The 23,008-nt window shown below is 62.1% G+C and carries 25 protein-coding genes; 4 read left to right on the top strand and 21 right to left on the bottom strand.

The window, feature by feature from the left end; all coding sequences use genetic code 11:
* Positions 1 to 7: 7 nt before the first annotated feature.
* On the bottom strand, positions 8 to 895 hold the full coding sequence (gene htpX, locus BP869_RS10580) for a zinc metalloprotease HtpX (protein ID WP_342679491.1): 888 nt from the start codon (positions 893 to 895) through the stop codon (positions 8 to 10).
* Positions 896 to 1,000: 105 nt separating this feature from the next.
* On the opposite strand from htpX, the gene BP869_RS10585 reads away from it, so the two are divergent.
* Both BP869_RS10585 and BP869_RS10590 read left to right on the top strand, forming a co-directional pair.
* A complete protein-coding gene (locus BP869_RS10585) occupies positions 1,001 to 1,765 on the top strand; it encodes a sulfide-dependent adenosine diphosphate thiazole synthase (protein WP_342679493.1) in 765 nt (254 codons plus the stop codon).
* Positions 1,766 to 1,818: 53 nt separating this feature from the next.
* The gene (locus BP869_RS10590) at positions 1,819 to 2,469 is read left to right on the top strand and encodes a putative phosphothreonine lyase domain-containg protein (RefSeq protein WP_342679495.1); all 651 of its coding nucleotides are present in this window, start codon (positions 1,819 to 1,821) and stop codon (positions 2,467 to 2,469) included.
* A 574-nt stretch (positions 2,470 to 3,043) separates the two neighbouring features.
* On the opposite strand, the gene BP869_RS10595 is transcribed toward BP869_RS10590, so the two are convergent.
* The 10 genes from BP869_RS10595 to BP869_RS10640 all read right to left on the bottom strand — a co-directional run bounded on the left by BP869_RS10595 (position 3,044) and on the right by BP869_RS10640 (position 8,744).
* Complete coding sequence (locus tag BP869_RS10595; RefSeq protein WP_083523286.1) at positions 3,044 to 3,190, bottom strand: 50S ribosomal protein L40e; 147 nt, start codon at positions 3,188 to 3,190, stop codon at positions 3,044 to 3,046.
* Between the two features lie 47 nt (positions 3,191 to 3,237).
* Positions 3,238 to 3,789, bottom strand: a complete 552-nt coding sequence (gene rdgB, locus BP869_RS10600) for an RdgB/HAM1 family non-canonical purine NTP pyrophosphatase (RefSeq protein WP_342679906.1) — start codon at positions 3,787 to 3,789, stop codon at positions 3,238 to 3,240.
* Positions 3,786 to 5,345, bottom strand: coding sequence for a bifunctional N(6)-L-threonylcarbamoyladenine synthase/serine/threonine protein kinase (locus tag BP869_RS10605; protein WP_342679498.1), 1,560 nt, complete (start codon positions 5,343 to 5,345; stop codon positions 3,786 to 3,788). The genes rdgB and BP869_RS10605 overlap by 4 nt, the downstream gene beginning before the upstream one ends.
* 2 nt (positions 5,346 to 5,347) lie before the next feature.
* Complete coding sequence (locus tag BP869_RS10610) at positions 5,348 to 5,530, bottom strand: 30S ribosomal protein S27ae (RefSeq protein WP_083523287.1); 183 nt, start codon at positions 5,528 to 5,530, stop codon at positions 5,348 to 5,350.
* Between the two features lies 1 nt (position 5,531).
* Positions 5,532 to 5,828 carry a 30S ribosomal protein S24e gene (locus BP869_RS10615; protein ID WP_342679501.1) on the bottom strand — a complete coding sequence of 99 codons (297 nt, stop codon included), beginning with the start codon at positions 5,826 to 5,828 and terminating at the stop codon, positions 5,532 to 5,534.
* Between the two features lie 63 nt (positions 5,829 to 5,891).
* On the bottom strand, positions 5,892 to 6,377 hold the full coding sequence (locus BP869_RS10620; protein WP_342679503.1) for a GTP-dependent dephospho-CoA kinase family protein: 486 nt from the start codon (positions 6,375 to 6,377) through the stop codon (positions 5,892 to 5,894).
* Positions 6,377 to 6,583, bottom strand: a complete 207-nt coding sequence (gene spt4, locus BP869_RS10625) for a transcription elongation factor subunit Spt4 (protein ID WP_067047628.1) — start codon at positions 6,581 to 6,583, stop codon at positions 6,377 to 6,379. Before spt4 ends, BP869_RS10620 begins: the two co-directional genes overlap by 1 nt.
* Positions 6,567 to 7,142 carry a DNA-directed RNA polymerase gene (locus BP869_RS10630; RefSeq protein WP_067047630.1) on the bottom strand — a complete coding sequence of 192 codons (576 nt, stop codon included), beginning with the start codon at positions 7,140 to 7,142 and terminating at the stop codon, positions 6,567 to 6,569. The genes spt4 and BP869_RS10630 overlap by 17 nt, the downstream gene beginning before the upstream one ends.
* 1 nt (position 7,143) lies before the next feature.
* Positions 7,144 to 7,524 carry a PIN domain-containing protein gene (locus BP869_RS10635; RefSeq protein ID WP_342679507.1) on the bottom strand — a complete coding sequence of 127 codons (381 nt, stop codon included), beginning with the start codon at positions 7,522 to 7,524 and terminating at the stop codon, positions 7,144 to 7,146.
* Positions 7,521 to 8,744 carry a translation initiation factor IF-2 subunit gamma gene (locus BP869_RS10640; protein WP_394326506.1) on the bottom strand — a complete coding sequence of 408 codons (1,224 nt, stop codon included), beginning with the start codon at positions 8,742 to 8,744 and terminating at the stop codon, positions 7,521 to 7,523. Before BP869_RS10640 ends, BP869_RS10635 begins: the two co-directional genes overlap by 4 nt.
* Before the next feature lie 202 nt (positions 8,745 to 8,946).
* On the opposite strand from BP869_RS10640, the gene nikR reads away from it, so the two are divergent.
* Positions 8,947 to 9,375 carry a nickel-responsive transcriptional regulator NikR gene (nikR, locus tag BP869_RS10645; RefSeq protein WP_067047638.1) on the top strand — a complete coding sequence of 143 codons (429 nt, stop codon included), beginning with the start codon at positions 8,947 to 8,949 and terminating at the stop codon, positions 9,373 to 9,375.
* On the opposite strand, the gene BP869_RS10650 is transcribed toward nikR, so the two are convergent.
* Complete coding sequence (locus BP869_RS10650) at positions 9,372 to 9,659, bottom strand: DUF2098 domain-containing protein (RefSeq protein ID WP_342679511.1); 288 nt, start codon at positions 9,657 to 9,659, stop codon at positions 9,372 to 9,374. The genes nikR and BP869_RS10650 overlap by 4 nt on opposite strands.
* A gap of 53 nt (positions 9,660 to 9,712) precedes the next feature.
* On the opposite strand from BP869_RS10650, the gene BP869_RS10655 reads away from it, so the two are divergent.
* Positions 9,713 to 10,888 carry a YcaO-related McrA-glycine thioamidation protein gene (locus BP869_RS10655; RefSeq protein ID WP_342679513.1) on the top strand — a complete coding sequence of 392 codons (1,176 nt, stop codon included), beginning with the start codon at positions 9,713 to 9,715 and terminating at the stop codon, positions 10,886 to 10,888.
* Positions 10,889 to 11,207: 319 nt separating this feature from the next.
* Here the strand turns inward: BP869_RS10655 and BP869_RS10660 are convergent, their stop codons facing one another.
* The 9 genes from BP869_RS10660 to BP869_RS10700 form a co-directional block, all read right to left on the bottom strand.
* Complete coding sequence (locus tag BP869_RS10660; protein ID WP_342679515.1) at positions 11,208 to 12,173, bottom strand: histone deacetylase; 966 nt, start codon at positions 12,171 to 12,173, stop codon at positions 11,208 to 11,210.
* Positions 12,173 to 14,728: an oligosaccharyl transferase, archaeosortase A system-associated gene (locus BP869_RS10665; RefSeq protein WP_342679517.1), complete on the bottom strand. Its 2,556-nt coding sequence runs from the start codon at positions 14,726 to 14,728 to the stop codon at positions 12,173 to 12,175. The genes BP869_RS10660 and BP869_RS10665 overlap by 1 nt, the downstream gene beginning before the upstream one ends.
* Before the next feature lie 66 nt (positions 14,729 to 14,794).
* The gene (locus tag BP869_RS10670) at positions 14,795 to 15,958 is read right to left on the bottom strand and encodes a glycosyltransferase (protein ID WP_342679519.1); all 1,164 of its coding nucleotides are present in this window, start codon (positions 15,956 to 15,958) and stop codon (positions 14,795 to 14,797) included.
* Positions 15,959 to 15,967: 9 nt separating this feature from the next.
* Positions 15,968 to 17,416 (bottom strand): nucleotide sugar dehydrogenase, encoded by a 1,449-nt coding sequence (locus BP869_RS10675; RefSeq protein WP_342679521.1) that lies wholly within the window; start codon positions 17,414 to 17,416, stop codon positions 15,968 to 15,970.
* Positions 17,417 to 17,485: 69 nt separating this feature from the next.
* A complete protein-coding gene (locus BP869_RS10680; protein WP_342679523.1) occupies positions 17,486 to 18,397 on the bottom strand; it encodes a Gfo/Idh/MocA family oxidoreductase in 912 nt (303 codons plus the stop codon).
* Positions 18,398 to 19,483, bottom strand: a complete 1,086-nt coding sequence (locus BP869_RS10685) for a DegT/DnrJ/EryC1/StrS family aminotransferase (protein ID WP_342679525.1) — start codon at positions 19,481 to 19,483, stop codon at positions 18,398 to 18,400.
* Between the two features lies 1 nt (position 19,484).
* Entirely contained in the window at positions 19,485 to 20,078 is a 594-nt protein-coding gene (locus tag BP869_RS10690) for an acyltransferase (RefSeq protein ID WP_342679527.1), read from the bottom strand.
* Positions 20,075 to 21,814 (bottom strand): glutamine--fructose-6-phosphate transaminase (isomerizing), encoded by a 1,740-nt coding sequence (glmS, locus tag BP869_RS10695; protein WP_342679529.1) that lies wholly within the window; start codon positions 21,812 to 21,814, stop codon positions 20,075 to 20,077. Before glmS ends, BP869_RS10690 begins: the two co-directional genes overlap by 4 nt.
* Positions 21,815 to 21,856: 42 nt before the next feature.
* On the bottom strand, positions 21,857 to 23,008 hold the full coding sequence (locus tag BP869_RS10700) for a sugar phosphate nucleotidyltransferase (RefSeq protein ID WP_342679531.1): 1,152 nt from the start codon (positions 23,006 to 23,008) through the stop codon (positions 21,857 to 21,859).

Below are 23,008 nucleotides of genomic sequence, written 5' to 3' on the forward strand. Positions count from 1 at the left end.
GGGGGGTTTACCGCGGCATATGCCCGATCTCTTCTTCGAGGGCCTCGAGGGCCGCAACCCGCTTCTCCAGGGTCGGGTGGGTGGAGAAGAGCTCCATGATGCTGTTGCCGGAGAGAGCCGGGATGATGAAGAAGGCGTTCGCCCCTTCGACCTCCTGCTTCTTCTCCGGCGGGATCATGTCCATCCTGCCGCTGATCTTGTTGAGCGCGGAGATGAGGGCGCGGGGCTTGCCCGTGATGTACGCACTGCCCGCGTCGGCCGCAAACTCCCGGTACCGGGAGAGGGTGCGGATCAGCAGGGTGGCAACGATCCAGACGACGATCGAGACGACCCATGCGGCCATCCAGGCACCCCCCTCCCGGCGGTCGCCGCCGAGGGAGAAGAGCCAGGCGTTCTGCATGATGATCGCCGCCACCATCGCCAGGAACGAGGCGATGGTCAGGGTCATGACGTCCCTGTTCTTCACGTGCGCGATCTCGTGGGCGAGCACCGCCTCGAGTTCGTCGCGGGTGAGGAGACGCATGATCGAGTCAGTCGCCGCCACGACAGCGTGGGAGGGGCTCCTGCCGGTCGCGAAGGCATTGGGCACCGGGGAGGGCATGATGGCCACGCGGGGCTTGGGGATCCCTGCCTCTGCGGCGAGTTTCTCCACGATCCTGTGAAGCTCGGGGTACTCCTCCTCGCTCACTTCCTGGGCGCCTGTGCTCATGAGCACCAGCCTGTCGGAGAAGAAGTACTGCGCGAAGGCCATCACCGCGGCGATGGCGACAAGACTCCACGGACCGATGCCGAACAGGCTCCCGAGTATCGTGAGGAAGATCAGGTAGACCAGGAGCAGGAGTGCCCAGGTCATGAGCTGCCTCATCGTGAGCCCGAAATCACGTTTCCACTGCATATTACTATGAGGTATCTCTCTGTGCCTATAATACCTGCGACCCTGCCATCCGCGGAGAATGGCTATTTCAATCCGTATGCCCAATCTTTTCCCTGAAGTGGAACGATGGAACTCGATGAAGTGACAATCAGCAGGGCGATCCTGAAGACGCAGATGGAGACGATGGTCGAGTACCTCGATCTCGACGTCGCCGTTATCGGCGGCGGCCCATCGGGCATCACCTGCGCTGCACTCCTTGCGGAGAAAGGACTCAAAGTCGGTCTTATTGAGAAGAAACTCTCCATCGGCGGCGGCATGTGGGGCGGCGGCATGATGTTCCCGAGAATCGTCGTCCAGGCCGCGGCAAAGCGCCTCCTCGACCGCTTCGGCATCGCCTCGACCGAGGCCGAGCCCGGCTATTATGTCGCGAAGTCCGTCGAATCCGTCTCCAAACTCACCGCCGCCGCCTGCACCGTGGGTGCCGAGTTCTTCAACCTCATCGCCGTCGAGGACGTCGTCGTCAAGGCCGACGGCCGGGTCGCGGGCCTCGTCATCAACTGGAGCCCGGTCGAGATGGCCGGCCTCCACGTCGACCCCCTCACCATCAGGTGCCGCGCCGTCGTCGACGCCACCGGTCACGACGCCACCATCTGTCACATGGTCGCGAAGAAGGGCGGCGACCTCCCCATCCGCGGCGAGGGCTACATGTGGGCCGAGCGGGCCGAGGGCAACATCCTCGACCACACGAAGGAAGTCTTCCCCGGCCTCTTCGTCTGCGGCATGGCCGCGAACGCCGTCGGCGGCGAGTGCCGCATGGGCCCGATCTTCGGCGGCATGCTCCTCTCCGGCGAGAGGGCCGCCGACCTCGTCGCCGCTGCGCTCAGGACCTGACCTCCCGGTCAGGAATGATAACCTTTTTTGATTGCCTCTCCAACGAGATGATCATGGACGAAGTCGATTCCGAGGCACTTGCCGATGCCGCCTACGGCATCTTCGAGATCCTGCTGAACAGAGGACTCCTTGCACGCGGCGACCCCCTCTTTGCCCGCGTCGAAGGAGGGGTCGACTTCCAGGACGACTTCCTGGCGATCTTCGCCGACTTCGAGGCCGAGTACCCGCCTCTCGCCGCCGCCCTCGTCGGGCGCTTCGGGAGCGCGGCCGCCATCTATCATCTCATCTCAGGAGGCGAGGGGGTCACCCCCTCGAAGACGACGGAGACCTACTGGATCATCGCCGACGACCCTGCGGCCGGGGACGTCGAGCCCTACGGCGAGCAGGCCGGCAAATGGCTCATCTTCTGCGAGACCGGGGAGGTCGACGCCCTCTGGAAGAAGATCAGGGACGCCACCGTCGCCGGCGACCTCGGCGTCTCCGCAAAAGTGAGCACCGCACGCCCCAATCCCGACTCCCGTGACGAGAGAAAGGTGGTCTACGTCTATACCCGCGACTGGAGCGACGAGGCCGACGTCATGCGGGTCAGGTCAGCGCTCAGGGCCCTCGGCGTCGAGCAGAGGATCGGCTACAAGCGCAACATCGAGACCTTTGCCGGGGAATACGCGGAAGAAGGCAAGAAGGTCACGTATTACAGCGCCTGAATATTCCTTTTTTTTTGGTTTTGTAGAATCGAACATGAGTCCCGGAGGGAGACTCAAGCATATCGGATGAAAATTGTTCTGAGGAGATCGTCTGGTCGGCGTGCCTTCCCGCACGCTCGCGCCGGGGGACTACGCCAAAAATCAAAGATTTTCGAGCGGCAGCCTCCTGGAACCAGCACGCAAGAACAGGATATCTCCAGTTATCATTCCAGAAAGTACTCTCACGGGAGGGTTTCTACAGTGCCTTTTTTTAGTTTTTTTTGAAAACCCTCGCGTGGAGTGAAAGTTTCCAGAAGAGATCGCGGGAGAATTCCTGTTCCCGGATGCCGGTGGCGGAGGACTGCCGCCCCCGGGAATTGTATTGGAAGAGGAGGGGGATCAGCGCTTCCTCTCCTGATATCTGGAGAAGAGATCACTCTCGTATGACGATCTCAACAGAACACTTGTTTAAACGCCCGGACCGCTCGGGAGGGGGACGTGCAGACGCACCGCGGACACTCTCCGGGCAACAACACAGAAAAGTATGGTGAGGGTACCTGCCGTGCGGCCGGTCGCACGTCCCTCTCTATCCTGTTTACGCCTTGCGTTCCTTGTTCTTGGGGCGGAGGTGCTTGTAGCCGCACTTGCGGCACTGTGTTGCTCTCAGTGCATTCCGTGCGTTGCAGCGCATGCAGACCATGACGTTGAGCAACCTTGCTTCTGCTTCAGGGAACCGTGCCATATCTTATCTCACCACTATTCGTTCTAAGTACAACGACGTTTGTCCACTTAAGGATATTGATCCTCCAGCCAGGCCCTGAAGGCGGCGAGTGCCCGCGCCCTGTGGGAGATCAGGTTCTTCTCCGCGAGCGGGATCTCGGCGAATGTCCGGCCGCCGACCGCGAAGATCGGGTCGTACCCGAACCCCACGCCCCCCCGCGGTGCGTCGGTCACCTCGCCCTCGACGATGCCGGAGAAGACTCTGACCTCGCCGACCTCGTCCGCGTAGGCGATCGCCGTCTCGAAGTGGGCCTGCCTGTCCTCCCTCCCTGCCATCAACCTGAGGACTCCCTCGTTCCCGATCGTCCCCTGGACATAGGCGGCGTACGGGCCGGGAAAACCGTTCAGGGCATCGATCGAGAAGGCCGTGTCGTCGACGATCAACGGCCGCCGCACCTGCTCCCAGGCGTACCGCGCCTTCTCGCGGGCGATGTTCCTGACATCGTTGTCCCTGTACTCCGGGATATCGAGGCTGATATGCTCCACCTCGGCGACGCCTGCAAAGAAACTCGCCACCTCCTCGGCCTTGTGCCTGTTGGAGGTCACGACCGCGATCCTCAGAGGTACCGCCCCCGCCTTTCGATCTCTTCCTCGCGCTCGGCGATACGCTCCGCCCCGGGGAGGGCCGTGGCATAGCCGCGGAGGAAGGCCTTCTTCAACTCGTCGGGGTTCTCTGTCGTGCTTTCCAGGGTCTGGAAGAGGACGTGGAGGTCCACGCCGCGGTCCTCGATCTCGGAGGACGAATGGGCAAGCCCGAAGTCGATGAGCACGCACCTGCCGTCCCTCTCGATCATGTTCGAGGTTGTCAGGTCGCCGTGGACGATCCCGGCAGCATGGAGGCGGCCGACCGCGACGCCGGCGCGCTCCAGGTTCTCCGGCGTCGGGGCGTCCCGCAGGATCGTCCCCTCGACCCTCTCCATCATGATCGTGTCGCCGGTGACATCGTAGAGGATCGGCGTCGGCACCCCGGCCTTCCGGGCTGCGGCGATCAGCCGCGCCTCGGCCCGCGTCCTCTCCGCGATCAGGCGGGCGTCCAGGGCCGCGACCCTGTACGACTTCGAGACACGCCTCTTCATCACCGTATCATCGTCGATCGTTACGACCGCCTCCGCGCCCCGGCGCGGCCCCTCCTCGGCCGGGCGCAGCACCTCGCCGTGCCGCCAGACCACGTCCACCTCATTGGCGCGGTAGTGGGAGTTCGCCCGCGACGCCTCGACCGGGATCGTCGCCCCGCTCTCCAGCATGATCCGGCCCGTGTAGGCGATCATCGCACCATTATCGCCGCAGAACTGCCGCTCGGGCACGAAGAGTTCGGCGCCCCTCTCCTTGCACATCGTCTTCAGCATCTCGCGGAGACGCCCGTTTGCGGCGACACCGCCGACCAGGAGCACCTCGTCCTTACCTGCCTGGGCAAGGGCCCTTTCGGTCACCTCGACACACATCCCGAAGGCCGTCTCCTGGAGAGAGTGGCAGACGTCCTCGATGTCGGCCTTGCTCTCCTGTGCGGCGGAGATCAGGCCGGAAAAGGCGAGGTCCATCCCCTTCACCGTATAGGGCAGGTCGATATACCGCCCGCCGCGGGCGAGTGCCTCGATCTTCGGCCCGCCCGGGTGGGGGAAGTCCTTACTCCGGGCAAACTTGTCCAGCCCATTCCCGAGCCCGATATCCAGGGTCTCGCCGAAGATGCGGTACCGGCCATTCAGGTAGCCGAGCACCTGGGTGTTCGCTCCGGAGACATACAGGGTGATCGGGTCCTTGCACCCGGTCGCCCACCGGCCGATCTCAACATGCGCGACGCAGTGGTTTACCCCGATCAGGGGCACGTCGAGGGCGAGGGCAAGGGCTCTCGCCGCCGTCGCCACAGTCCGCAGGCAGGGGCCGAGCCCCGGCCCCTGCGAGAAGGCCACCGCCGTGATCTCGTCCGGATCCGTAAGCACGCGGGAGACGACCTCCCGCATCGCGGAGGCATGGTGCTGGGCGGCCTCCCGCGGGTGAATCCCCCCGCTCGGAGGCTGATACGGACTGGAGTAGAGGGAAACAAGATCCTCGCCGAAAATAGCGGCACTGAGGTTCCAGGCCGTCCCCTCAATACCCAGTACCTTTCCGCCCTTTTGCATCCTTATTCTGAAAACTCAGTATAGCCGCACTTCCCGCAGGCAAGGCGACCCTTGTGCTGGGCCATGAAGACGCCCACCCCGCAACGGGGACAGTACTTCCGCTGTGGCACTGCCTTGTCACCCTCGACCGAGAAATAGGCGCTGCGCTTTACTGCAGCCGGTGCAGCCTTCTTCGCCGCCGCCATTTTACTCGGCCCCCTCTGCTGCCTTCGGGGCGCCCCTCTTGAGGAGGTACTCGCGCTCGGTCATCTTCAGGTTCTCCTCGTCGTCATAGATCCTGGCGACGCCCCGGAGTTCCATCATGCCGAACTGCTTCTTCGTTGAGTCGAGCACCGTCAGGCTTTCCTTGACATTCAGGAGGGCAGCCATTTTTCCGAGGATCTGTGCCCTCGAAGGTGTTGCGCCGTCGTAGGTAAGGGTAAAATGCACTTCCCTCCGGCTCAGAAGTTCATTCCGGTAGTCACGGGTGATCTCAAATTCCATCGATATCCCTCAAATATTGTCTACATATTTATTTAAAGCATGGGGGTTGATCCGGATCCCGGGTTATACCGGGACAAAAAGGGAATATAGATCGTTTGCAAGAGTTTTCAGGTCTTCTGTAACGATGCAGGCCACCAGCCCCTCTCCTGGCTGCCCGTACAGGATCACCGATCCCTCGGGGGCGAGACGGGCGAGCGGGATCACCGCCAGATCCTCCTCCCCGTCGACGATGATAAGGACGGGCGGGTGCTCCACGGCATCTTTGAGGGCCCGGACCAGTTCCTCAGTGAGGGTGCCTGCCGGATTCTTCACCTGCACCCTGCGGTGGGCGCAGAGGGGAGTCTTTGCACAGGGCGCCCGCATCGTGTACCCGTCGATGACGGCGATCTCAGGCGACCCCCCTGCCGCCAGCAGGTTGTGCGTCACCACGTCCCCCACCGTATAAACGGTTCTGCCTGCAAGCAGGGGGAGAGCGTCGACAAGTTCAGGAAAGAGCCTGCCGATCGGCTTTTTGAAACGGTCTCTGCACTCTTCAGGGAGGCGGAGCATCAACGGACCTTCAGAGCGTACCTGCCGGGCATTTCGAGGTTCATCCGGCGTGCTATCTCCGACCCTTCAGGGTTGATGATAATGAGGTAGCCTGCCCAGTCCTCGGTGAGGTTCGTCGATCCACAGGTCACACAGGACTCTCCCTCGACCACTTTGTGGCAGTCGCGGCAGACCTTCACCATCTTCTTCTTACGCGCTGGCGCCATGGCTCTCCTGCTCCTTTGTGCGCTCTTCGACAAGCCATTTTTCCGTGCCGAGACCGGCCTGCCGCATCGTCAGCCCGATCTTGCTCTCGCGGGGCTCGCGCTCGTTGAGGCTCAGGGTCACCACCCGGCAGCGGATCCCGTCCCCGACCTGGATGGCCCGGCCCGACTCCTGGCAGTTGAGGGTGTTGTTCTTCTCGTCGTAGGTGATGAAGTCGTCGGAGATCTGGCTCACGTGGAGCATCGCGTCGATCGGCCCCAGGGAAATGAACGCCCCGAAACTTGTCGTTTCCACGACCTCCCCTTCGATCACTTCCTGGAGGGCGATCCTGAGCACCAGGGCCTCGAAGGTGACGTCATAATAAACTGCCCCATCGCCGGGGACGATCTCGCCCTCGCCGACCCTGTCGATCGTGGTTACGGCAATGAAAATGCCGATCTCTTTGTCTATGCTCCCTTCAAGCTGTTTCTGGAGTTCGTCCAGGATAACAGTTTCCAGGTCCTCGCCAAGGCGGTGCGGCGGCACCCTGACCTTGTCCTCGAGCGTCACACGATAATACATGCTATCCCCTTAAAATTTCCAATTTTTTCTGGCTTCTCAATGAGATTACAGGGACGCCCGCCGCGAGAAGGGCATTCCTCAGGCGGCGGTCGTTCGTCGCCACCATACACCCCTCTGCGGCCGCGTACGCCTCCACGCGGTCGTCGACCGCCCGGGCACTGCTCTGGCTCTCGACCTCGCGGCAGTGCTCTGCGAACATCAGCCCGGCCCGTGCCGCGGCGGCGTCGTTCCCGCCGCCCCGGGCAAGCCCCTCCAGCTCGCGCTTCACGTCGACGAGCACGAGCGGCTCATACCTCCCGAGGAGGTATCTGAGCTCCTCGAAGAGATCGATGCGGAACTGCACGGGCATCATCAGGGCATTGGTGTCCAGGAGCACCTTCACTCGGCAAGGATCCCCATGCCGATCAGACGCCACCGCCCTTCGACCTGGCGGCTGATCGCAATCCTCGCTCCCGCATCCGCACATACCGGCCTCTTCAGGACCACTTCTGCCTGGTCCTTCTTCGTGTTCGTCACCACGCCGACGGTCACTGCCGTGCCCACCGAGAGCATCAGCGGTTCCTTGTGCTTCAGCGGCGTGATATCCAGTTCGCTTCCTGACCCGACGACCCTGTCCATCAACTTCACGGTGAAGGTAAGGTGGTCGTGGATCGGCGGGAGGTCACCGACATGCCCTGCGACCTGGCCGACAAGGGTGTCGCTCTTCGTGATCGCGGGGTCGAGCTTCGTGCCGAGTGCCATCAGCCCACCAGGCGCCGCCTCACTCACTTTCTTGTCGCCGGTGTGGATCGCGACGACCTTGGTGATGATCGGTTCCCAGACCGTCTTGTTCTCGGTCTGGGTCTGGATGCCCGGCCTGATCTCGATCTCTTCGCCGTCTTTGATGACGCCGCTTGTCAGGGACCCGCCGATCACGCCGCCCTTCAGGTCACGCCAGTTCGCTCCCGGCTTGTTGATGTCGAAGGAGCGGGCGATGAGCATCCTGGCCGGTGCCTCGGGGTCGCGCTCAGGGATCGGGATATTTTTGTCGAGTGCATCGATGAGGGCCCCGATATTGATCCCTTTCTGGGCAGAAACCGGGATAATGGGTGCGTTCTCAGCGATTGTTCCCTTCACGAACTTTTTTATCTGGCTATAGTGTTTGAGGGCGTCTGCCTGGGAGACGACGTCGATCTTGTTCTGAACGATGACGATATTCTTGATCCCCACCAGTTCGAGAGCCGAAAGGTGTTCCTTCGTCTGAGGCTGTGGGCAGGGCTCGTTTGCGGCGATGACAAGCATTGCGCCGTCCATCAGGGCCGAGCCCGAGAGCATCGTCGCCATCAGGGTCTCGTGGCCTGGTGCGTCCACGAAGGAGACGGTCCTGAACGGGGTGCAGGCGGCCCCGCAGATCGGGCAGACGTCCTTCGTGGAATAGGCTTCGCTCCCCTCATGGTTTTCACAGCGGTAGAAGGTGGCGTCGGCATAGCCGAGCCTGATCGAGATCCCCCGCTTCATCTCCTCACTGTGGCGGTCGGTCCACATCCCGGTGAGTCCGGAGACGAGGGTCGTCTTGCCGTGGTCCACGTGCCCGACAAGTCCGATATTGACGTTGGGTATCATAGCATCATGCAAACTGATTCAAACCTCCCTTCCTATATATATCGCACTCTTTATAGATAAATCGGTGCCGGACACGGGGGCCGGAAAATCCCGGGGAGGGCCGGGCGTTGCATACGATGTATGTTTCTGTTTCGGCAGAGGCAATGAATTGGTGTTACGCGCAATGCCATGCTTTATATTTTTACGCGTACTACAGGATCGTATGAACCCAGAGAGCGAACTCTCCAGGATCGGCATCTCGCTGCCGAAGAACCTGCTCGACAAGTTCGACGGCATCATCAGCGCACGGGGCTACTCCTCACGTTCCGAGGGTATCAGGGATGCGATCCGGAGTTACATCACCTACTACCAGTGGATGTCCGACGTCAAGGGCGAGAGGCAGGGCGTGATCACGATGGTCTATGACCACGAGCAGCGCGGCCTCCTCCAGACGATCACCGACATCCAGCACGAGTACATCCATACCATCCAGGCATCGATGCATGCCCATCTCAGTCATGACCAGTGCATGGAAGTGATCCTCCTCCGCGGCGACGGTGCGGCCCTCAAGACGATTGCCGAGCGGCTCATGTCCCAGAAGGGTGTGGAATCGGTAAAATTGACGACGATACCGATTGAGAAGGAGGATTAACCCCCTCCCTCACAGGCATTGTCGATGTTCTTCCAGGCGTCTCCGAGGTCTTTGCCGAACTCCCTCTCTCTCCTGATGAGGTCTTCGGCGCTCTCCTCTCTCTCTTCCCGGGTGCGTCCCGGCTGTGCGGCAGGTTCCAGCGTGTCGACCCGGTACAGCAGGCCTGTGGTATCGATCTCGGCAAAGGTTTCCCCCCTGACCTCCTCGATCCTCGCCACCTTCCCGGCCGTGCCGGTCCGCGGGTAGCGTACCGCCATCCCGACAGCGATCTCCGCGGTCTCCATGCAGGAGAATAGAGCGTGAAGATATAAAATATCGCCCGGCCAATCCCCTGATAATGTCCGTCACCTTCAACCACGTCAAAAAATGTTTTTTCGACGGCACCCACCGTTCATGCTCCCCTGAGGAGACCCTGCAGGTCATCGGGCCCATGATGGACGAGATCGGCGTCGTCTCGGTCGAGGACGTCACCTCTCTCGACCGCCTGGGCATCCCCTGTTTCTCGGCCTTCCGCCCGCGTGCCGCCATCGGTGCGGCAAAATACCATGCCGGCAAGGGGAAGGGGCCCCTGCAGGCCGAGGTCTCCGCGATGATGGAGGCGGTCGAACGCTACTCCGGCGAGTATCATGGCGACCGTATGGAATACGCGAGTTTCGAGGAACTCGGGCCGATACGTGCCCTCGACCCGGCCGACCTCATCCTGCCGCGGCCCCTGGAGAAGGACGAGAAGATCCACTGGAGCCCGGCCACAGACATCCTGAACGACGAAGAGCTCCTCGTGCCCTCGAATGCCGTCTTCCATCCGTACGACTGCCTGGGCATGACCGTTCCCCTCTTCACCTCGGACACGAACGGCCTTGCAGCAGGGAATATCATGGAGGAGGCCGTCCTCCATGCACTCCTCGAAGTGATCGAGCGCGACGCCCTCTCGCGGGCCGAAAGGCTGCGGAATATGGGGCGGCGCCTTGCGGTCAGCGCCGACGGCCCGGTGCGGGAGGTCCTCGACCTCTTTGAGGGGCACGGCATCGCTGTCCACCTCTGGCTCCTGGAGGGGCGGACCGGCATCCCGACGGTCGCCGCGGCTGCCGACGACACGGTCGCGAGGGATCCGGCCCTCCTTGTGATGGGCGCCGGAACCCATCCCGACCCGACGATCGCGGCCCTCCGCGCCCTCACCGAGGTGGCGCAGAGCCGTGCGAGCCAGCTCCAGGGCGGCCGGGTCAACGAGGGCCGGCAGCACCTGATCGAACGGGCGGGCTACGAGAGGATGAAGCGGATAAATGGTGCGTGGTTCCGAGAGGCCCCGTCGGTTCCGATCGAGGAGATCCCTAACCGTGCAACCGCGTATTTCGACGACGACATCAGGGTCGTTCTCGACGAGGTGGCGACCTCGGCCGACCGTGTCCTTCTCTGCGACCTCACGAGGACCGCCGTCCCGGTCGTCCGGGTGATCGTGCCGGGCTTCGAGGTCTCGCACATGAACTGCGACCGGGTCCCCCGCAGGCAGGGCTGACAATGAGGGGGTGCCGATGTCGGGGGGGCTGCCGCTCGAAAACCTTCGGTTTTCTCAACTCCCTACGGTCGCCTCCCGGTCCCTCGGAAATCAAAGATTTTCTCAAGCGTGCTGATGCTCGCACCCTGTAAGATCGGACGAGGATGGCAGTCCCCCCCTCAGAATCTCTGCTCTCTCTTCCCGGGCTCTATCCTGGATTGGGGATCCGGGGGCTTGCCCCCGGTTCAGATTGTGGGGAAGGCGTCGGCCCGCGCTTCCCCCCGCGGGATCCGAATAGTCTCTCCTGACCCGCAGTATGAAGACATCTCCAGAGCCCGACTTAGTACATCATCAATTTTCTGAGCCGCGAGACCAGAGCCACCGTGCCGGGCCGCGGGGGTGCGGTCTCCTCCTCAAACTTCTTCCCCCGCAGAGCGGCGAAGATCGCGGCGATTGCCTTCCCGTGCGACGGGCCGTACCCGCCTTCGAGGACGAGGGCCGTAGGCAGGTCAAGAGAGAGGGCGAGGTTTGTCAGGAGCCCGTAGTCGTCCGGAGACAGGCGCATCTCTCCGTGCGGATCGTCGGCGAGGGCGTCCTGCCCGGCTGAGATGATCAAGAGGTCAGGGCGGTGCGCCCGGACCGCGGGGAGAAAGACCCCGGCAAAGAGGAAGGCATAGTCCGCGATCCCGCCGCCCGGCGCGATGGGCGCGTTGAGGCTGAACCCCCTGCCTGCGCCGGTGCCGACCTCCTCAGGCCATCCGGTTCCCGGAAAACCTCCCCTCTGGTGGACAGAGAGGTAGAGCACGCGGTCGGAGGCGAGAAAGATCTCCTGGGTGCCGTTCCCGTGGTGCAGGTCCCAGTCCAGAATCGCAACGCGGTCCACCTCCTGGAGGGCCTTTGCCGCGGCAAAGGCGGCGTTGTTGAAGATGCAAAAGCCCATCTGCCGTGCGGGTCTGGCATGGTGGCCGGGCGGGCGGACCAGGGCAAAACAGTTCTCGCCATCGAGGGCGCGCTCAGCCGCGGCGGCGGCCGACCCCGCGGCGGTGAGAGCGACCTCCAGGGTCGAGGGGGTGATATAGGTATTGTCATCGAGAAAACAGCAGCCCCTGCCCATCTCCCTGATCCACCGCACATAGGCCGGGTCATGGACGATCTCGATCTCGGCCGGGTCGGCCGCGACAGGGGGGCGGACAGGGATGTCAGGCGGGAGGCCTTCGAGGACCTCCCGCAGGCGGGCGCCTGTCTCGGCGCCTCCCTCCATATCGTGTTTCGCAAACACCCTGCCGGTGATCGCGGACGCTTTCATCAGTTAATGGTTAATCTCTGCATGACGGCGTCCTCGGACACGTCAAAGGTCTGGCCGGTCCCGACGATCCGGTACGGCCCGGCCGCACGCACGTCATAGGGCGTGCCCGAGGTGGAATACGGCACCACGAACTCGCCGTTGATGCTCTCCTGCCTGTAGGTGAAGGTCCTTCCCGTGTTTGCGGTCAGGCTCACCTCGATCGTCCCCTCCCCCTTGATATGAGCGCCGGGGACGAACTCGAAGACCTTGACATATCTGATGTCCGGGGTCTTTGAGGAGTATGAGTTCTGGCTTGACTCATGGACGAGTCTGAAGTGCTGAAGTGCCGGCGCCTCGCTCCCGGCTATGGTAAGGTTGTTCTCGAGGCCGATGGTCCCGGCGTGCATCCCTGCCTGCGCCTTCGCGTTGTAGGCCTCCACCTTCGCCTGTGCAGTGTCCGCGTCCAGGATCGAGAGGTTCGTCATCACGGGCAGGCCGTAACCGGCCGCGGCGGCATCGGCGTACTCGGTGTAGTAGACCTGGTCTGATGCGGACATCGAGCCGTCGAAGTTATGGAGGCGTGAGGTCATCGTCTGGAAGTACGCGGGGGTGTAGATTCTGTGCTGTACGAGTGTGTCCTGGTCGGCAGGGACAAGCCAGGTCTGCTGGTAGGGCTGTGGCCCGGCCTTCGGGTCGAACCAGGTTGCCATCGCCCAGAACTTTCCGGTGTCCATCATGGTGTCGGTGATCACGTACCTGGTCCCGTCGTGTGTCAGGATCTCAGCTGCCGTATCCTCGTTCTGCGCCATGAAGAATGCCGCAGAACCGTTCGGACCGGCGACCCCATGCTGGAAGGGATTGCAGTTCGGGATGCGCTTGGCGAGGAAAGTAATGAAATGGCCATAGTCCCACCAGGTCATCACGCCATACGACTCGGCCGGGTACTGGAACGAGTCCTTTTCATAACTCTTGTAATAGTCAACGCCTGTATCAGGGGTATTGTTCTCCATCCATTCAAGAGTCTCGCGCCACTGCGGGTGCATGCCGCCGTAGGCAGACCCCTCCGCCATGGCAAGGCCTACCTGAAGGGAGGAAATGACGAAGAAGACCGAGAGAATGACGACGATGACGCTGCCGAGGAGCACTACGGGGTCGCTCCCTCCGGATGGTTTTTTCTCTTCTTTCCTGTTCTTCCCTGTTTTTTTATCGAGAGGTGCTGCGACCTCGGAGACACGGTGTGCGGCAACCTCCTGCCATCCGCGCTCAAGGACGAACCCGGCGAAAAGGCCGGCAAGGAGGGCGATGTTCACCGAAAGATAATACTCGTACCTGTTGTGCTGCCAGGTGGAGAGGAGGATGATCGCCGACCAGACCAGGACGAAAAGGTAATCGACCCGGCGTTTCTGGAATATTCCATAGAGGAGGACAGCAAAACCGCCGGCCATCAGGAGCAACCCGACATTGAAGGTATACCAGGCGGCCTCGATGCTCCAGGGCATCGCCTCTTCGACGGTGAGGATCTCGACTGGCTGACCGAAGAACCCGAAGAAGTTTCCGATGAGAACCTCGTAGAGGACCGGGGCTGCGACCTTGAGGAGAATGGCGACAACCATGCCGATGGTGGCGAGGAGTACCGGGTAGATGTATGCTGGTTTGTCCCGACTTACCCGTGCAAGGGCGTAGAGGAACCAGCTCCCGACGATGATAGCGAGATACGCGAGCACGTGCCCCGGCGTGTACCGGGCGAGACCGAGGCCTTCATGTGGGAAGCCGAAGAGGAAGAGCCCGATGATCGCGACGGCAAAGACCACGGTGTTGATGACGGCGAGGTTCCAGGTCTCCTTCTTCTCCCATGTGTCGATGAGGTACTGGAAGAGCGTGTAGACGGCGACGATCATCGCAAGCAGGATCATCGTCGGCATGACAAAGAGGCCGAGGAGGTAGGCAATGCCGGCGAGAATACCGAGGATGGCTGGCTTTTTCAGGCTTTCAAGGGAGTACAGGTCGACCTTCCCCCCCCGCACTGCCTGGATGGCGACGATATATGCAAGCACGAAGAGCGTCGAGAAGAGCACCTCCGCGATGTGATGGTCGACGAAGCCGAAGAGAGATCGGTACAGGAAGTGCCCCGATACGACAGCCGTAAAGCCCGCAGCAAGGAGGCCGGTCTTCCAGTCAGAAAGCCTCCTCCCGAGAAGGTAGACCAGGGGGACCATGGCGGCACCCATCAACGGGGGGACGATGGCGCCGACGAACATGATCTCTGGCCGCGTCGTCGCCCCGACAAGGATCGTGAGGGCTGCGATGATCGTCGGGAAGAGGGGCCCCCAGTGCACGACATCCCCGGTGGGGTACAGGGTCATGGGGTCGAACCACTGATAGGCGAGGCCGTTGGCGGCGAGCGCCTCGACCTGCCTCATGTTGTACCAGGGGTCGATTCCCTGGAGGTCAACCTCTCCCCCGGCAGTCAGGCCCGCCATCGGGATGAGGCGTATCCAGAGTGCACACAGGGAAAACAGGACGATAAGTCCAAGGACAAGGTACGTTTGTTTCTTAGTCAGAGACGTAGGGAGCATGAATATCCTCTTCCTTTTTTTTCACGCAAAAATATAATTCTGATATGAGATGCAGTCCGCAGATTCTTATATATGGCGGTTGTTCCCGTCGACCAGGCGGTTGAAGATCTCCTCGAATTCTCCTGCCTTCACCTTCCAGCTGTACCCCGAGAGGTCCAGATCATAGTTCCGGGGTTCTCTGATCAGATCTTTGACCTTTTCCAGAAACTCTTCCTCTGATCTGTACACCTGGTAATTCTCTTTTGCGATCTTCATGACATCGGGGACAGGTGTGGAGAGGATGGGTTTTCCGCATGCCGAGTACTCGAAAAACTTGTTGGGAAGGGCGATGTTATCCCAGGTCGCCGAGGAGAAGGGGATGAGGCAGACGTCCATGCAGGCGACATAGTGCGGCATCTCGGGGTAGGGAACGGTGCCGGTGAAGATGACGCGGTCCTTCAGGCCCAGCTCGTCGGCAAGGGATCTGATCTCCTGATCATAGTGCGTGAAGAGCGACCCACCGACGATCAGCAGTTTCGTGTCCTCGTGGAATTGCAGCACCTTTTTGAATGACTTCAGCACCTGATCAAGTGCGAAAAACCGCTCGATACTCCCGGAGAACCCGATGACAAAAGTACTCTCGTCGATGCCGAGTTTCTTCCTGTACGGGAGGCCGTCGAGGGGTTTGAAGTAGTCGGTGTTCACGCCGTTCGTGATCAAACGGGAATCGTACCCGAATCCTTTCAGGCGGTCGACGAGGGAGGGGGAGACCGTCGTGATCTCGCTGCTGTGGTCGAGATTGTACCTGGTAATGGCCCAGACCGTTTTGTATATGGTGTTTTTGAGGACGGGGTTATGGTAATATGCCGCCGCAGAGTCGGGGAGCCAGTCCTTGAGGTCGAAGACGACTGGAATCCCTTCTTTCTCTGCCGCCCTGATCGCGGCGGTGCCGGCAAGGATGTGCCCGACGACGACGAGGTCGATCCCTTCGTCCCTCACGATCTGCGAGATGACATGGTGATGGCAGGGGGCGTTGAGGGTGTAGTGGAGGAGCGGACTTTTGAGGGGGAACATCGTTGCCTCATGGACCTGGAGGCGTGTCTCTCTCTCCTTGCCGTTCATTCCATCGCTCACGTGAAAGTGGGGAACATGCACCTCGTGCCTTTTTGCCAGTTCCTCGAAGATGTAGTGGTGGCGGGAGGGGACGGGGTGGTGGATGTAGTCCTGCGTTGAGACGAGGAGGATCTTCATGACCTCACCTCACTCCGTGAATGTGTGGCCGTTTTTGTCGCCTCTGCCGATGCCGCGGTACGTGAAACCCGCGTCGATCCAGGCGTCCGGGTCGGCGACATTCCTGCCGTCGACGACCGCCGGGTGGGGGCAGGCGCAGAGCGCCTTCACTTCTGCCGGCACGAGTCTCCTGTACTCCTTGTGTCCGGCAAAGATGGCGACCGCATCGGCACTCTTGAGCACGGCGTCGAGATCCTTCGACAATCCCGGCGGCACGTCGGGCGCCGTCTCCGGGTCGACCCATGTATCGTGGACGCGGACCTCCGCACCCGCGGCCTTCGCCGCCTCGTAGTAGGGTTCTGCCGGGGTGTTCCGTGCGTCGTCCGAGTCGTTGATGAAGGCCCAGCCGAGAAGGGCGATCTTCGCGCCTTTCAGGGTCTTTCCTGCCTGTGCGAGCGCCGACTCTGTAAGATGGAGCATGTGCTCGGGCATGAAGTCGTTGATGCCGCGGGCGAGGGTGTACAGCGACTCCCTGCCGTCCGGGAAGTCGAGGGCGTCCGGCCCGAGTTGCTGCACGCCCCTCTCCAGGTGGTAGGTGTCTTTGGTGAGGCAGTGGCCGCCGACGCCTGCGCCCGGCCAGAGGATGGCGCGGGTGATCCCCTCGCCCTTGAGGGAGGCGACGCCGGCCCGCACATCATAGACATTGATGCCCATAGCCTCGCAGTACAGGGCGAGCTGGTTGACTGCGGCGATCTGGAGGTCGCGGAAGGTGTTCTCCGCGGTCTTTGTCACCTCGGCCGCGGTGGCGGTCATCGGGATGACATGGCCGAGGGTGAGGACGGGCGAGTAGAGTTCGACGGCCCGTTTCGTGCTCACGTCGTCGATGCCGCCGACGATCCTGTCGTGCTCGCGGATATTCTTGAGCAATCTTCCGACCATCACCCTCTCGGGTGCGTGGGCGAGGGCGAAGTCCTCGCCTGCGACGAGGCCTGACTCCTCTTCCAGGATCTCGCGGGCCATTCCTGCAGTCGTCCCCGGCGTGATCGTCGATTCGAGCACGACGAGCGTGCCGGGGGTGAGGTATTTCCCGACATTCCTGATCCCGGCGATCAGGGGAGTGAAGTCGGGGAGGAGGTCTTTCTTGTCCTTGAAGGGCGTCTGGATCGCGAGCGTCACCGCGTCGCACTCGGCGATCTTCGAAAAGTCGGGGGTGCACTCGAACGTACCGGCTGAGACGACCTTCTGGAGGAGGTCTTCAAGCCCGGGCTCCTCGCCCTTGAGGGGCGACTCGCCCCGATTCAGCATCTCTATTTTATAGCCAGACGAGGGGGAGTCTCTCTGGAAACCGTAGACATGTTCGAATGCCGGGGCATCGGCGAAGAGCACCGCCGCGGGGATGCCCACATAGCCCATGCCGATGACGCCGATCCGCCGGATCGGGCCTTTCCGTGCTATGATCGATGAGAGTCTGTCTTTCATGGTGATCCCGGAACCTGAATGAATATGGGCGTGCAGGGATAAAGTAGCCAGCGGTCGAGGAAAAAGGGATCAGATGGAGAGGCTGCCCCTGATCTCCTCGCAGATCCTGAGGTTTTCAAGCCCCTCTGCCGGCGATACCGGGAAGGGCGTGCCGTCGCGTGCCGCCCTGACAAAAGTCTGGAGTTCGATCTTCAGGGGCTCGACCTTGTTCACGAGCACCTTCTCGATGATGTTCTCCTGACGGTACAGCCCGTTTTCCTGGCCGTATGCGCCGGGTTTCCGGTAGACGTAGACCTCCTGGGTCATGAAGTCGCCCTCGATCGTCAGGTCTTCCTCCTCGACATAGATCGTCCTGACCTTCTTGGAGGACTTCCTGCTTGCGGAGAGATAGACCGGTGTCGTCCCGAAGGTGAGGAGCGCCCCCGCGATATCGGCGGTGCCGCTGCTTTTGAGGGTGTACGGCCCGTTGAAGAGGGCGTGGAAGACGATGTCGATGTCGTGGATCATCAGGTCCTCGACGACAGAGGAACCGGTCACCCGTGCCGATGCCGGGTTGTGCCGTGAGATCTGGACATAGAGGGGATCTTTGATGAGCCTTTTCACCTCGTCGACGACCGGGTTGAAGCGTTCGATGTGGCCGACGCCGACGGTGATGTCGTCAGGGATCAGGCCGAGGAGCTGCTTCCCCTCCTCGGCGGTGAGGCAGATCGGCTTCTCGATGAGGGTGTGCACCCCGGCTCCGATGACCTGTCCTGCCGTCGAGAAGTGGTACGGCGTCGGGACGCAGACCGAGATGCACTCGGCCTTCCGCAGGAGTTCGTCCATCGAGTGGCAGACCTCGGCGTCGTTCGCGGCTGCGACTCTCTCTGCGGCCGCCGCATCGAGGTCGTAGACATAGGTCGTGCCGACCTCTTTCAACTCGGTGTAGACCCGCACATGGTTCCTGCCCATCGTGCCGGTGCCGATGACGCCTGCGTCCATCTAGATCACCTCGTTGATCGCATCGCAGATGTACGCCCTCTCCTCGTCGGTCACGGCCGGGTGGACGGGGATGGAGAAGACGGATGCTGCAAGCGACTCGGCGACCGGGCAGGAGGCATTCAGGCCTGCAAAGACGGGCTGGCGGTTGAGCGGGACAGGGTAGTGGACTGCCGTCCCTATTCCCTTCTCCCGGAGACGGGCCATGAACGCGTCCCGTGAGAGGGCCGCCTCTTCGGTCACCCGCATCACGTACTGGTGGTAGACATGGGTCATGCCCGCCGCCACCGGCGGTGTGAGGATGCCGGGTGCGCGGATGTGGCTGTCATAGTATGCGGCGGTCTCCTGCCGGCGCCTGTTGAAGTCGTCGAGTTTCGAGAGTTGCACGAGGCCGATCGCGGCGGCGATGTCGGTGAGACGGTAGTTGTAGCCGAGTTCGGTGTGGAGGTACTTGTCTGACTGGCCGTGGTTGATGACCCGGCGGAGGCGTGCGTCGTAATCGTCCGAGGATGTCGTGACCATGCCGCCCTCGCCTGTCGCCATGTTCTTCGTCGCATAGAAGGAGAAACAGGCGAGGTCGCCGAGCGACCCGGCCCTCTGTCCACGGTATTCGGCGCCATGGGCCTGGGCGGCGTCCTCGATGAAGACGAGGTGGCGGTCGTCGCAGATCTCCCGGATAGCCCCGACGTCGCAGGGCTGGCCGTACAGGTGGACGCCGATCACGGCCTTTGTCCGCGGGGTGACGAGATTCTCAACGGAGGCCGGATCGATGGTGAAGAGTGCGGGGTCGACGTCGGCGAAGACCGGCGTCGCGCCGCACATAGCGACCGAGGACGCAGTCGCAAAGAAGGTGAAGGCCGGGACGATCACCTCGTCGCCCGGGCCGACGCCTGCCGCGAGCAGGGCGGCATGGAGGGCGGCCGTGCCCGAGTTGACGGCGACGCCATGTCTGGCCCCGCAATATCTGGCGAACTGTTCTTCGAACATAGCCGTGCGGCCGCCCTGTGCGATCATGCCTGATGCAAGGACCGCCGTCACGGCGTCCGCTTCCTCAGCCCCGAGAAGGGGGCGTGCGATCGGGATCGTCATATCAGTCGCGCATCCCCGCAGGAAGGTCGACAAAGCGTGCCGGCGCCCCGATCGCCATCATCCTGGCCGGGACGTCATGGGTGACGACCGCGCCCGCGGCGACGAGCGCCCCCTCGCCGATCGTGATCCCCGGGAGGATCACAGCGCCGGCCCCGATCGAGACGCCGTCCCTGACCATCGGCCCCTGCAGGGGCGGCCTGCCCCGCGGCGGGTACCGGTCGTTCGTCAGCACCGCGTTCGGGCCGATGAAGACATTGTTCCCGATCATCGTGTTTGTCGGAATATAGACCATGCTCTGGAGGGATACATGGCTCCCCAGAACACAGTCCCCCTCGATCACGGCCGACGTGCCGACGGCGACATGGTCCCCGATCTTTGTCCTCTCTCTGATCAGCACGTTATGCCCGCTCGAGAACTCGTCCCCGATCTCGACGTCGCAGTAGATGATCGTCCCCGACCTGAGGACGGCGTTCTTCCCGATGACGGTGCCGGGATACCCCTCCTGGTCAAGCCTGTCCCGTGACGGAAAACCGAGAGTCACCGGCTCGAAGACGCGTGCGCCCTCTCCCAGTCTGTTTATGCCATATTCTATCATTCGACGGTCACACTCTTTGCCAGATTTCTTGGTTTGTCGATGTCCCTGTTTAAAGCACATGCGGTGTGGTATGCGAGGAGCTGGAGGACGACCGAGACGGTGAGCACCTGGACCATCTGGTGGTCGTTGGGCACCGGGATGAAGACGTCGACGACCTGTTCCACCTCGGTGTCCCCTTCGACGCCGACGCCGATGATCGGGGCCCCCCTTGCCTTCATCTCCTTGACGTTGGAGAGCATCACGCCGTAGGTCCTGCCCGGCATGCAGATGGCGACGACCGGCGTTTCCGGAGAGAGCAGCGCGAAAGGCCCGTGCTTGAGTTCGCCTGCGGCATAACCCTCGGCATGGATGTACGAGATCTCCTTCATCTTCAGCGCCCCTTCGAGGGCGACCGGGTAGAAGACGCCCCGCCCGACATAGAACATCTCCTGCGCCTCAGATATTAATGCGACCGCTTTTCCGAGGGTGCAGGAGAGCACACGCTCGATAGAGCAGTTGGCATGGGCGAGGACGTCGTCGAACTCCCTGTCGCACATCGCGTTCACCATCGCCATGAAGACCGCGAGTTGCGCGGTGAACGACTTGGTGGCGGCGACGCTGATCTCGGGGCCGGCGCACATGAAGAGGGTCCAGTCCGCCTTTCTGGTGATCGAACTCCCGAGAATGTTCGTGATGGCGAGGGCCGGGCAGTTGTGGGCCTTTGCCTGGTCGATCGCCGCAAGGGTGTCCGCGGTCTCTCCGGACTGGGAGACGGCGATGACGAGTTCGCGGATGGGCGGGGCATAATACTTGAACTCGGAGGCGAGTTCGACGTTGACCCTCTTCTTTCCGTAGTCCTCGGCAAGATAGCGGAAGATGAGGGCGGTGTGGTATGACGTCCCGCAGGCCGCCACTGTCAGTTCGGGTGCGACCCTGACCATGGCAAGGCGGCTGTCCCCTTCGAGGCCCTTGATGGTGTTATAGAAGGCCTGGGGCTGTTCGTAGATCTCCTTGAGCATGTAATGGGGGAACCCCCCTTTCTTCGCGTCGTCCACGCTCCAGGTGATGTGGTCGACATGCCTCTCGACAGGCATCCCGTCATGATAGACGTCGATCCGTGCAGGCGTGAGGGCGGCGATGTCTCCGTCCTCCAGGTAGACGGCCCTCTCTGTGTGGTCGAGGAGGGGGGTGATGTCTGAGGCGCAGAGCATCTCGCCGTCGCCGATGCCGAGGACGAGGGGGCTGCTTCTGCGGGCGGCGATGATTCTCGGGTCATTCTTTGCGAGGGCCAGGATCGCATAGGACCCTTCGAGGTGACGGACGGTCTCGGTGACCGCGGCGAGGAGGTCGCCTGTGTAGTACTCCTCGATCAGGTGTGCGATCACCTCGGTGTCGGTCTCACTCCTGAAGTGGTGGCCTTTCTCGGTGAGTTTTCTCCTCAGCAGCGCGTAGTTCTCGATGATGCCGTTGTGGACGACGGCGATCGCGCCCGTGCAGTCGGTGTGGGGGTGAGCGTTCTGCTCGTTTGGGACGCCGTGCGTCGCCCACCGGGTGTGGCCGATGCCGATGGTCCCGCTGAGCGCCGAGAGGTCGAGGTGGTTATCCGAGATCCTCCCGTTCCTTTTGACGACCCTGATGTCCCCGTTCTCTGTTGCGACACCGAAGGAGTCATAGCCCCGGTACTCCAGGCGCTTGAGGCCCTCGATGATCAGGGGCGCCGCGTCCCTCCAGCCGATATATCCTACTATCCCGCACATGGTCTTCACGAATCCGGCTAACTCTGCTAATCTCCTGTGATCCTATAATAGTTTTGCACCGTCGGGGACTTCCCCGTAAATGGTTTTCCCGTCATCGATGACCACATCGTTCCCGACGATGCAGTTCCTGAAGATACAGAACGGTGCCGAACAGATGTGGTCGCCGATGATCGCCCCGAATTTCGCCCCGATCATCTCCCTTTCTATCGAGAAGATCGTCTTTGTGGGGAAGGTGGTGGCGTGGTCGCCGAGGTGCGACCCTGTCCCGACGACCGCCTCGACGATCCGGGAATGGGACCCGATGCTCACGTCGTCGAGGAGGACAGACTGGCCGATCATGGTGAAGGGTTCGACCCGTGCCCTGGCGCCGACGCTCGTCTCGGACGTGATGACACAGTTTGCGCCGATGTCGCAGTCGTCCCCGATGATCGCAGGTCCGAGGATGGTGGTGTTCGGGCCGATGGTCGTCCCTTTCCCGATCGAGACCCGGCCCCGGATCACGACGCCGGGCCCGCTCCTGCCTGCCCGCTCCGGCCTGACGTCCCGGAGCAGGGCGGCGTTCAGTTTGAGAAGGTCCCAGGGATAGACCGCGTCCTGCCAGTCGGCGGCGGCGACGGCCTTCAGGGGCGTGCCTGCCCGGATCATCCTGTTGACGGCATCGGGGATCTCCGTCTCATCGAGGTACTGGAGGAAGGACGGGTCAAGAGAGAAGATGCCTGTCGAGACGGTGAATCCCGGGGCGTCCTGGGGTTTTTCGATCACCTCTCTCACCAGACCGTCCCTGATGACCAGGACACCGAAGTTCGACGGGTGGGGGTGCTCCCAGGTGAGCACCGCGTTCTTCTCCCGCATGATCCTGGCGATGGAGGCGGTGTCGACATAGTTGTCGCCAGGGAGGAGGAGGAAGTCGCCGGTGATCAGGGGTGCGGCGCATGCCAGGGCATGGGCGGTGCCAAGTTGTCTCTCCTGCACGACGACCCTGACCGGGATGTCGAGTGTGTTGAGATGGCGGATCACGTGCTCCTTCTTGTACCCGACGACGACGATGATCTCCCTGATCCCGTTCTTCTCCAGGGCCCTGATGATGTGCTCCAGGATCGGCCTGTTCGCCACCGGCACCATCGCCTTGGGCATCGTGTGGGTGAGGGGCCTGAGCCTTTTTCCTTCGCCTGCTGCGAGAATGACTGCCTGCAT

It is taken from the genome of Methanofollis sp. UBA420 (assembly GCF_002498315.1).
GTDB lineage: Archaea > Halobacteriota > Methanomicrobia > Methanomicrobiales > Methanofollaceae > Methanofollis.

Excerpts from the sequence above, each read along its gene's own strand:
- BP869_RS10690 (WP_342679527.1), bottom strand. The coding sequence starts at position 20,078 with ATGATAGAATATGGCATAAACAGACTGGGAGAGGGCGCACGCGTCTTC.
- BP869_RS10610 (WP_083523287.1), bottom strand. The coding sequence starts at position 5,530 with ATGGCGGCGGCGAAGAAGGCTGCACCGGCTGCAGTAAAGCGCAGCGCC.
- BP869_RS10595 (WP_083523286.1), bottom strand. The coding sequence starts at position 3,190 with ATGGCACGGTTCCCTGAAGCAGAAGCAAGGTTGCTCAACGTCATGGTC.
- glmS (WP_342679529.1), bottom strand. The coding sequence starts at position 21,814 with ATGTGCGGGATAGTAGGATATATCGGCTGGAGGGACGCGGCGCCCCTG.
- BP869_RS10700 (WP_342679531.1), bottom strand. The coding sequence starts at position 23,008 with ATGCAGGCAGTCATTCTCGCAGCAGGCGAAGGAAAAAGGCTCAGGCCC.
- BP869_RS10640 (WP_394326506.1), bottom strand. The coding sequence starts at position 8,744 with ATGATACCCAACGTCAATATCGGACTTGTCGGGCACGTGGACCACGGC.
- BP869_RS10685 (WP_342679525.1), bottom strand. The coding sequence starts at position 19,483 with ATGACGATCCCGATCGCACGCCCCCTTCTCGGGGCTGAGGAAGCGGAC.
- BP869_RS10585 (WP_342679493.1), top strand. The coding sequence starts at position 1,001 with ATGGAACTCGATGAAGTGACAATCAGCAGGGCGATCCTGAAGACGCAG.
- htpX (WP_342679491.1), bottom strand. The coding sequence starts at position 895 with ATGCAGTGGAAACGTGATTTCGGGCTCACGATGAGGCAGCTCATGACC.
- spt4 (WP_067047628.1), bottom strand. The coding sequence starts at position 6,583 with ATGGCGCCAGCGCGTAAGAAGAAGATGGTGAAGGTCTGCCGCGACTGC.
- BP869_RS10660 (WP_342679515.1), bottom strand. The coding sequence starts at position 12,173 with ATGAAAGCGTCCGCGATCACCGGCAGGGTGTTTGCGAAACACGATATG.
- BP869_RS10630 (WP_067047630.1), bottom strand. The coding sequence starts at position 7,142 with ATGTATTATCGTGTGACGCTCGAGGACAAGGTCAGGGTGCCGCCGCAC.
- BP869_RS10680 (WP_342679523.1), bottom strand. The coding sequence starts at position 18,397 with ATGGACGCAGGCGTCATCGGCACCGGCACGATGGGCAGGAACCATGTG.
- BP869_RS10620 (WP_342679503.1), bottom strand. The coding sequence starts at position 6,377 with ATGCTCCGCCTCCCTGAAGAGTGCAGAGACCGTTTCAAAAAGCCGATC.
- BP869_RS10605 (WP_342679498.1), bottom strand. The coding sequence starts at position 5,345 with ATGCAAAAGGGCGGAAAGGTACTGGGTATTGAGGGGACGGCCTGGAAC.
- BP869_RS10615 (WP_342679501.1), bottom strand. The coding sequence starts at position 5,828 with ATGGAATTTGAGATCACCCGTGACTACCGGAATGAACTTCTGAGCCGG.
- BP869_RS10665 (WP_342679517.1), bottom strand. The coding sequence starts at position 14,728 with ATGCTCCCTACGTCTCTGACTAAGAAACAAACGTACCTTGTCCTTGGA.
- nikR (WP_067047638.1), top strand. The coding sequence starts at position 8,947 with ATGAACCCAGAGAGCGAACTCTCCAGGATCGGCATCTCGCTGCCGAAG.
- BP869_RS10655 (WP_342679513.1), top strand. The coding sequence starts at position 9,713 with ATGTCCGTCACCTTCAACCACGTCAAAAAATGTTTTTTCGACGGCACC.
- BP869_RS10650 (WP_342679511.1), bottom strand. The coding sequence starts at position 9,659 with ATGGAGACCGCGGAGATCGCTGTCGGGATGGCGGTACGCTACCCGCGG.
- BP869_RS10670 (WP_342679519.1), bottom strand. The coding sequence starts at position 15,958 with ATGAAGATCCTCCTCGTCTCAACGCAGGACTACATCCACCACCCCGTC.
- BP869_RS10675 (WP_342679521.1), bottom strand. The coding sequence starts at position 17,416 with ATGAAAGACAGACTCTCATCGATCATAGCACGGAAAGGCCCGATCCGG.
- BP869_RS10590 (WP_342679495.1), top strand. The coding sequence starts at position 1,819 with ATGGACGAAGTCGATTCCGAGGCACTTGCCGATGCCGCCTACGGCATC.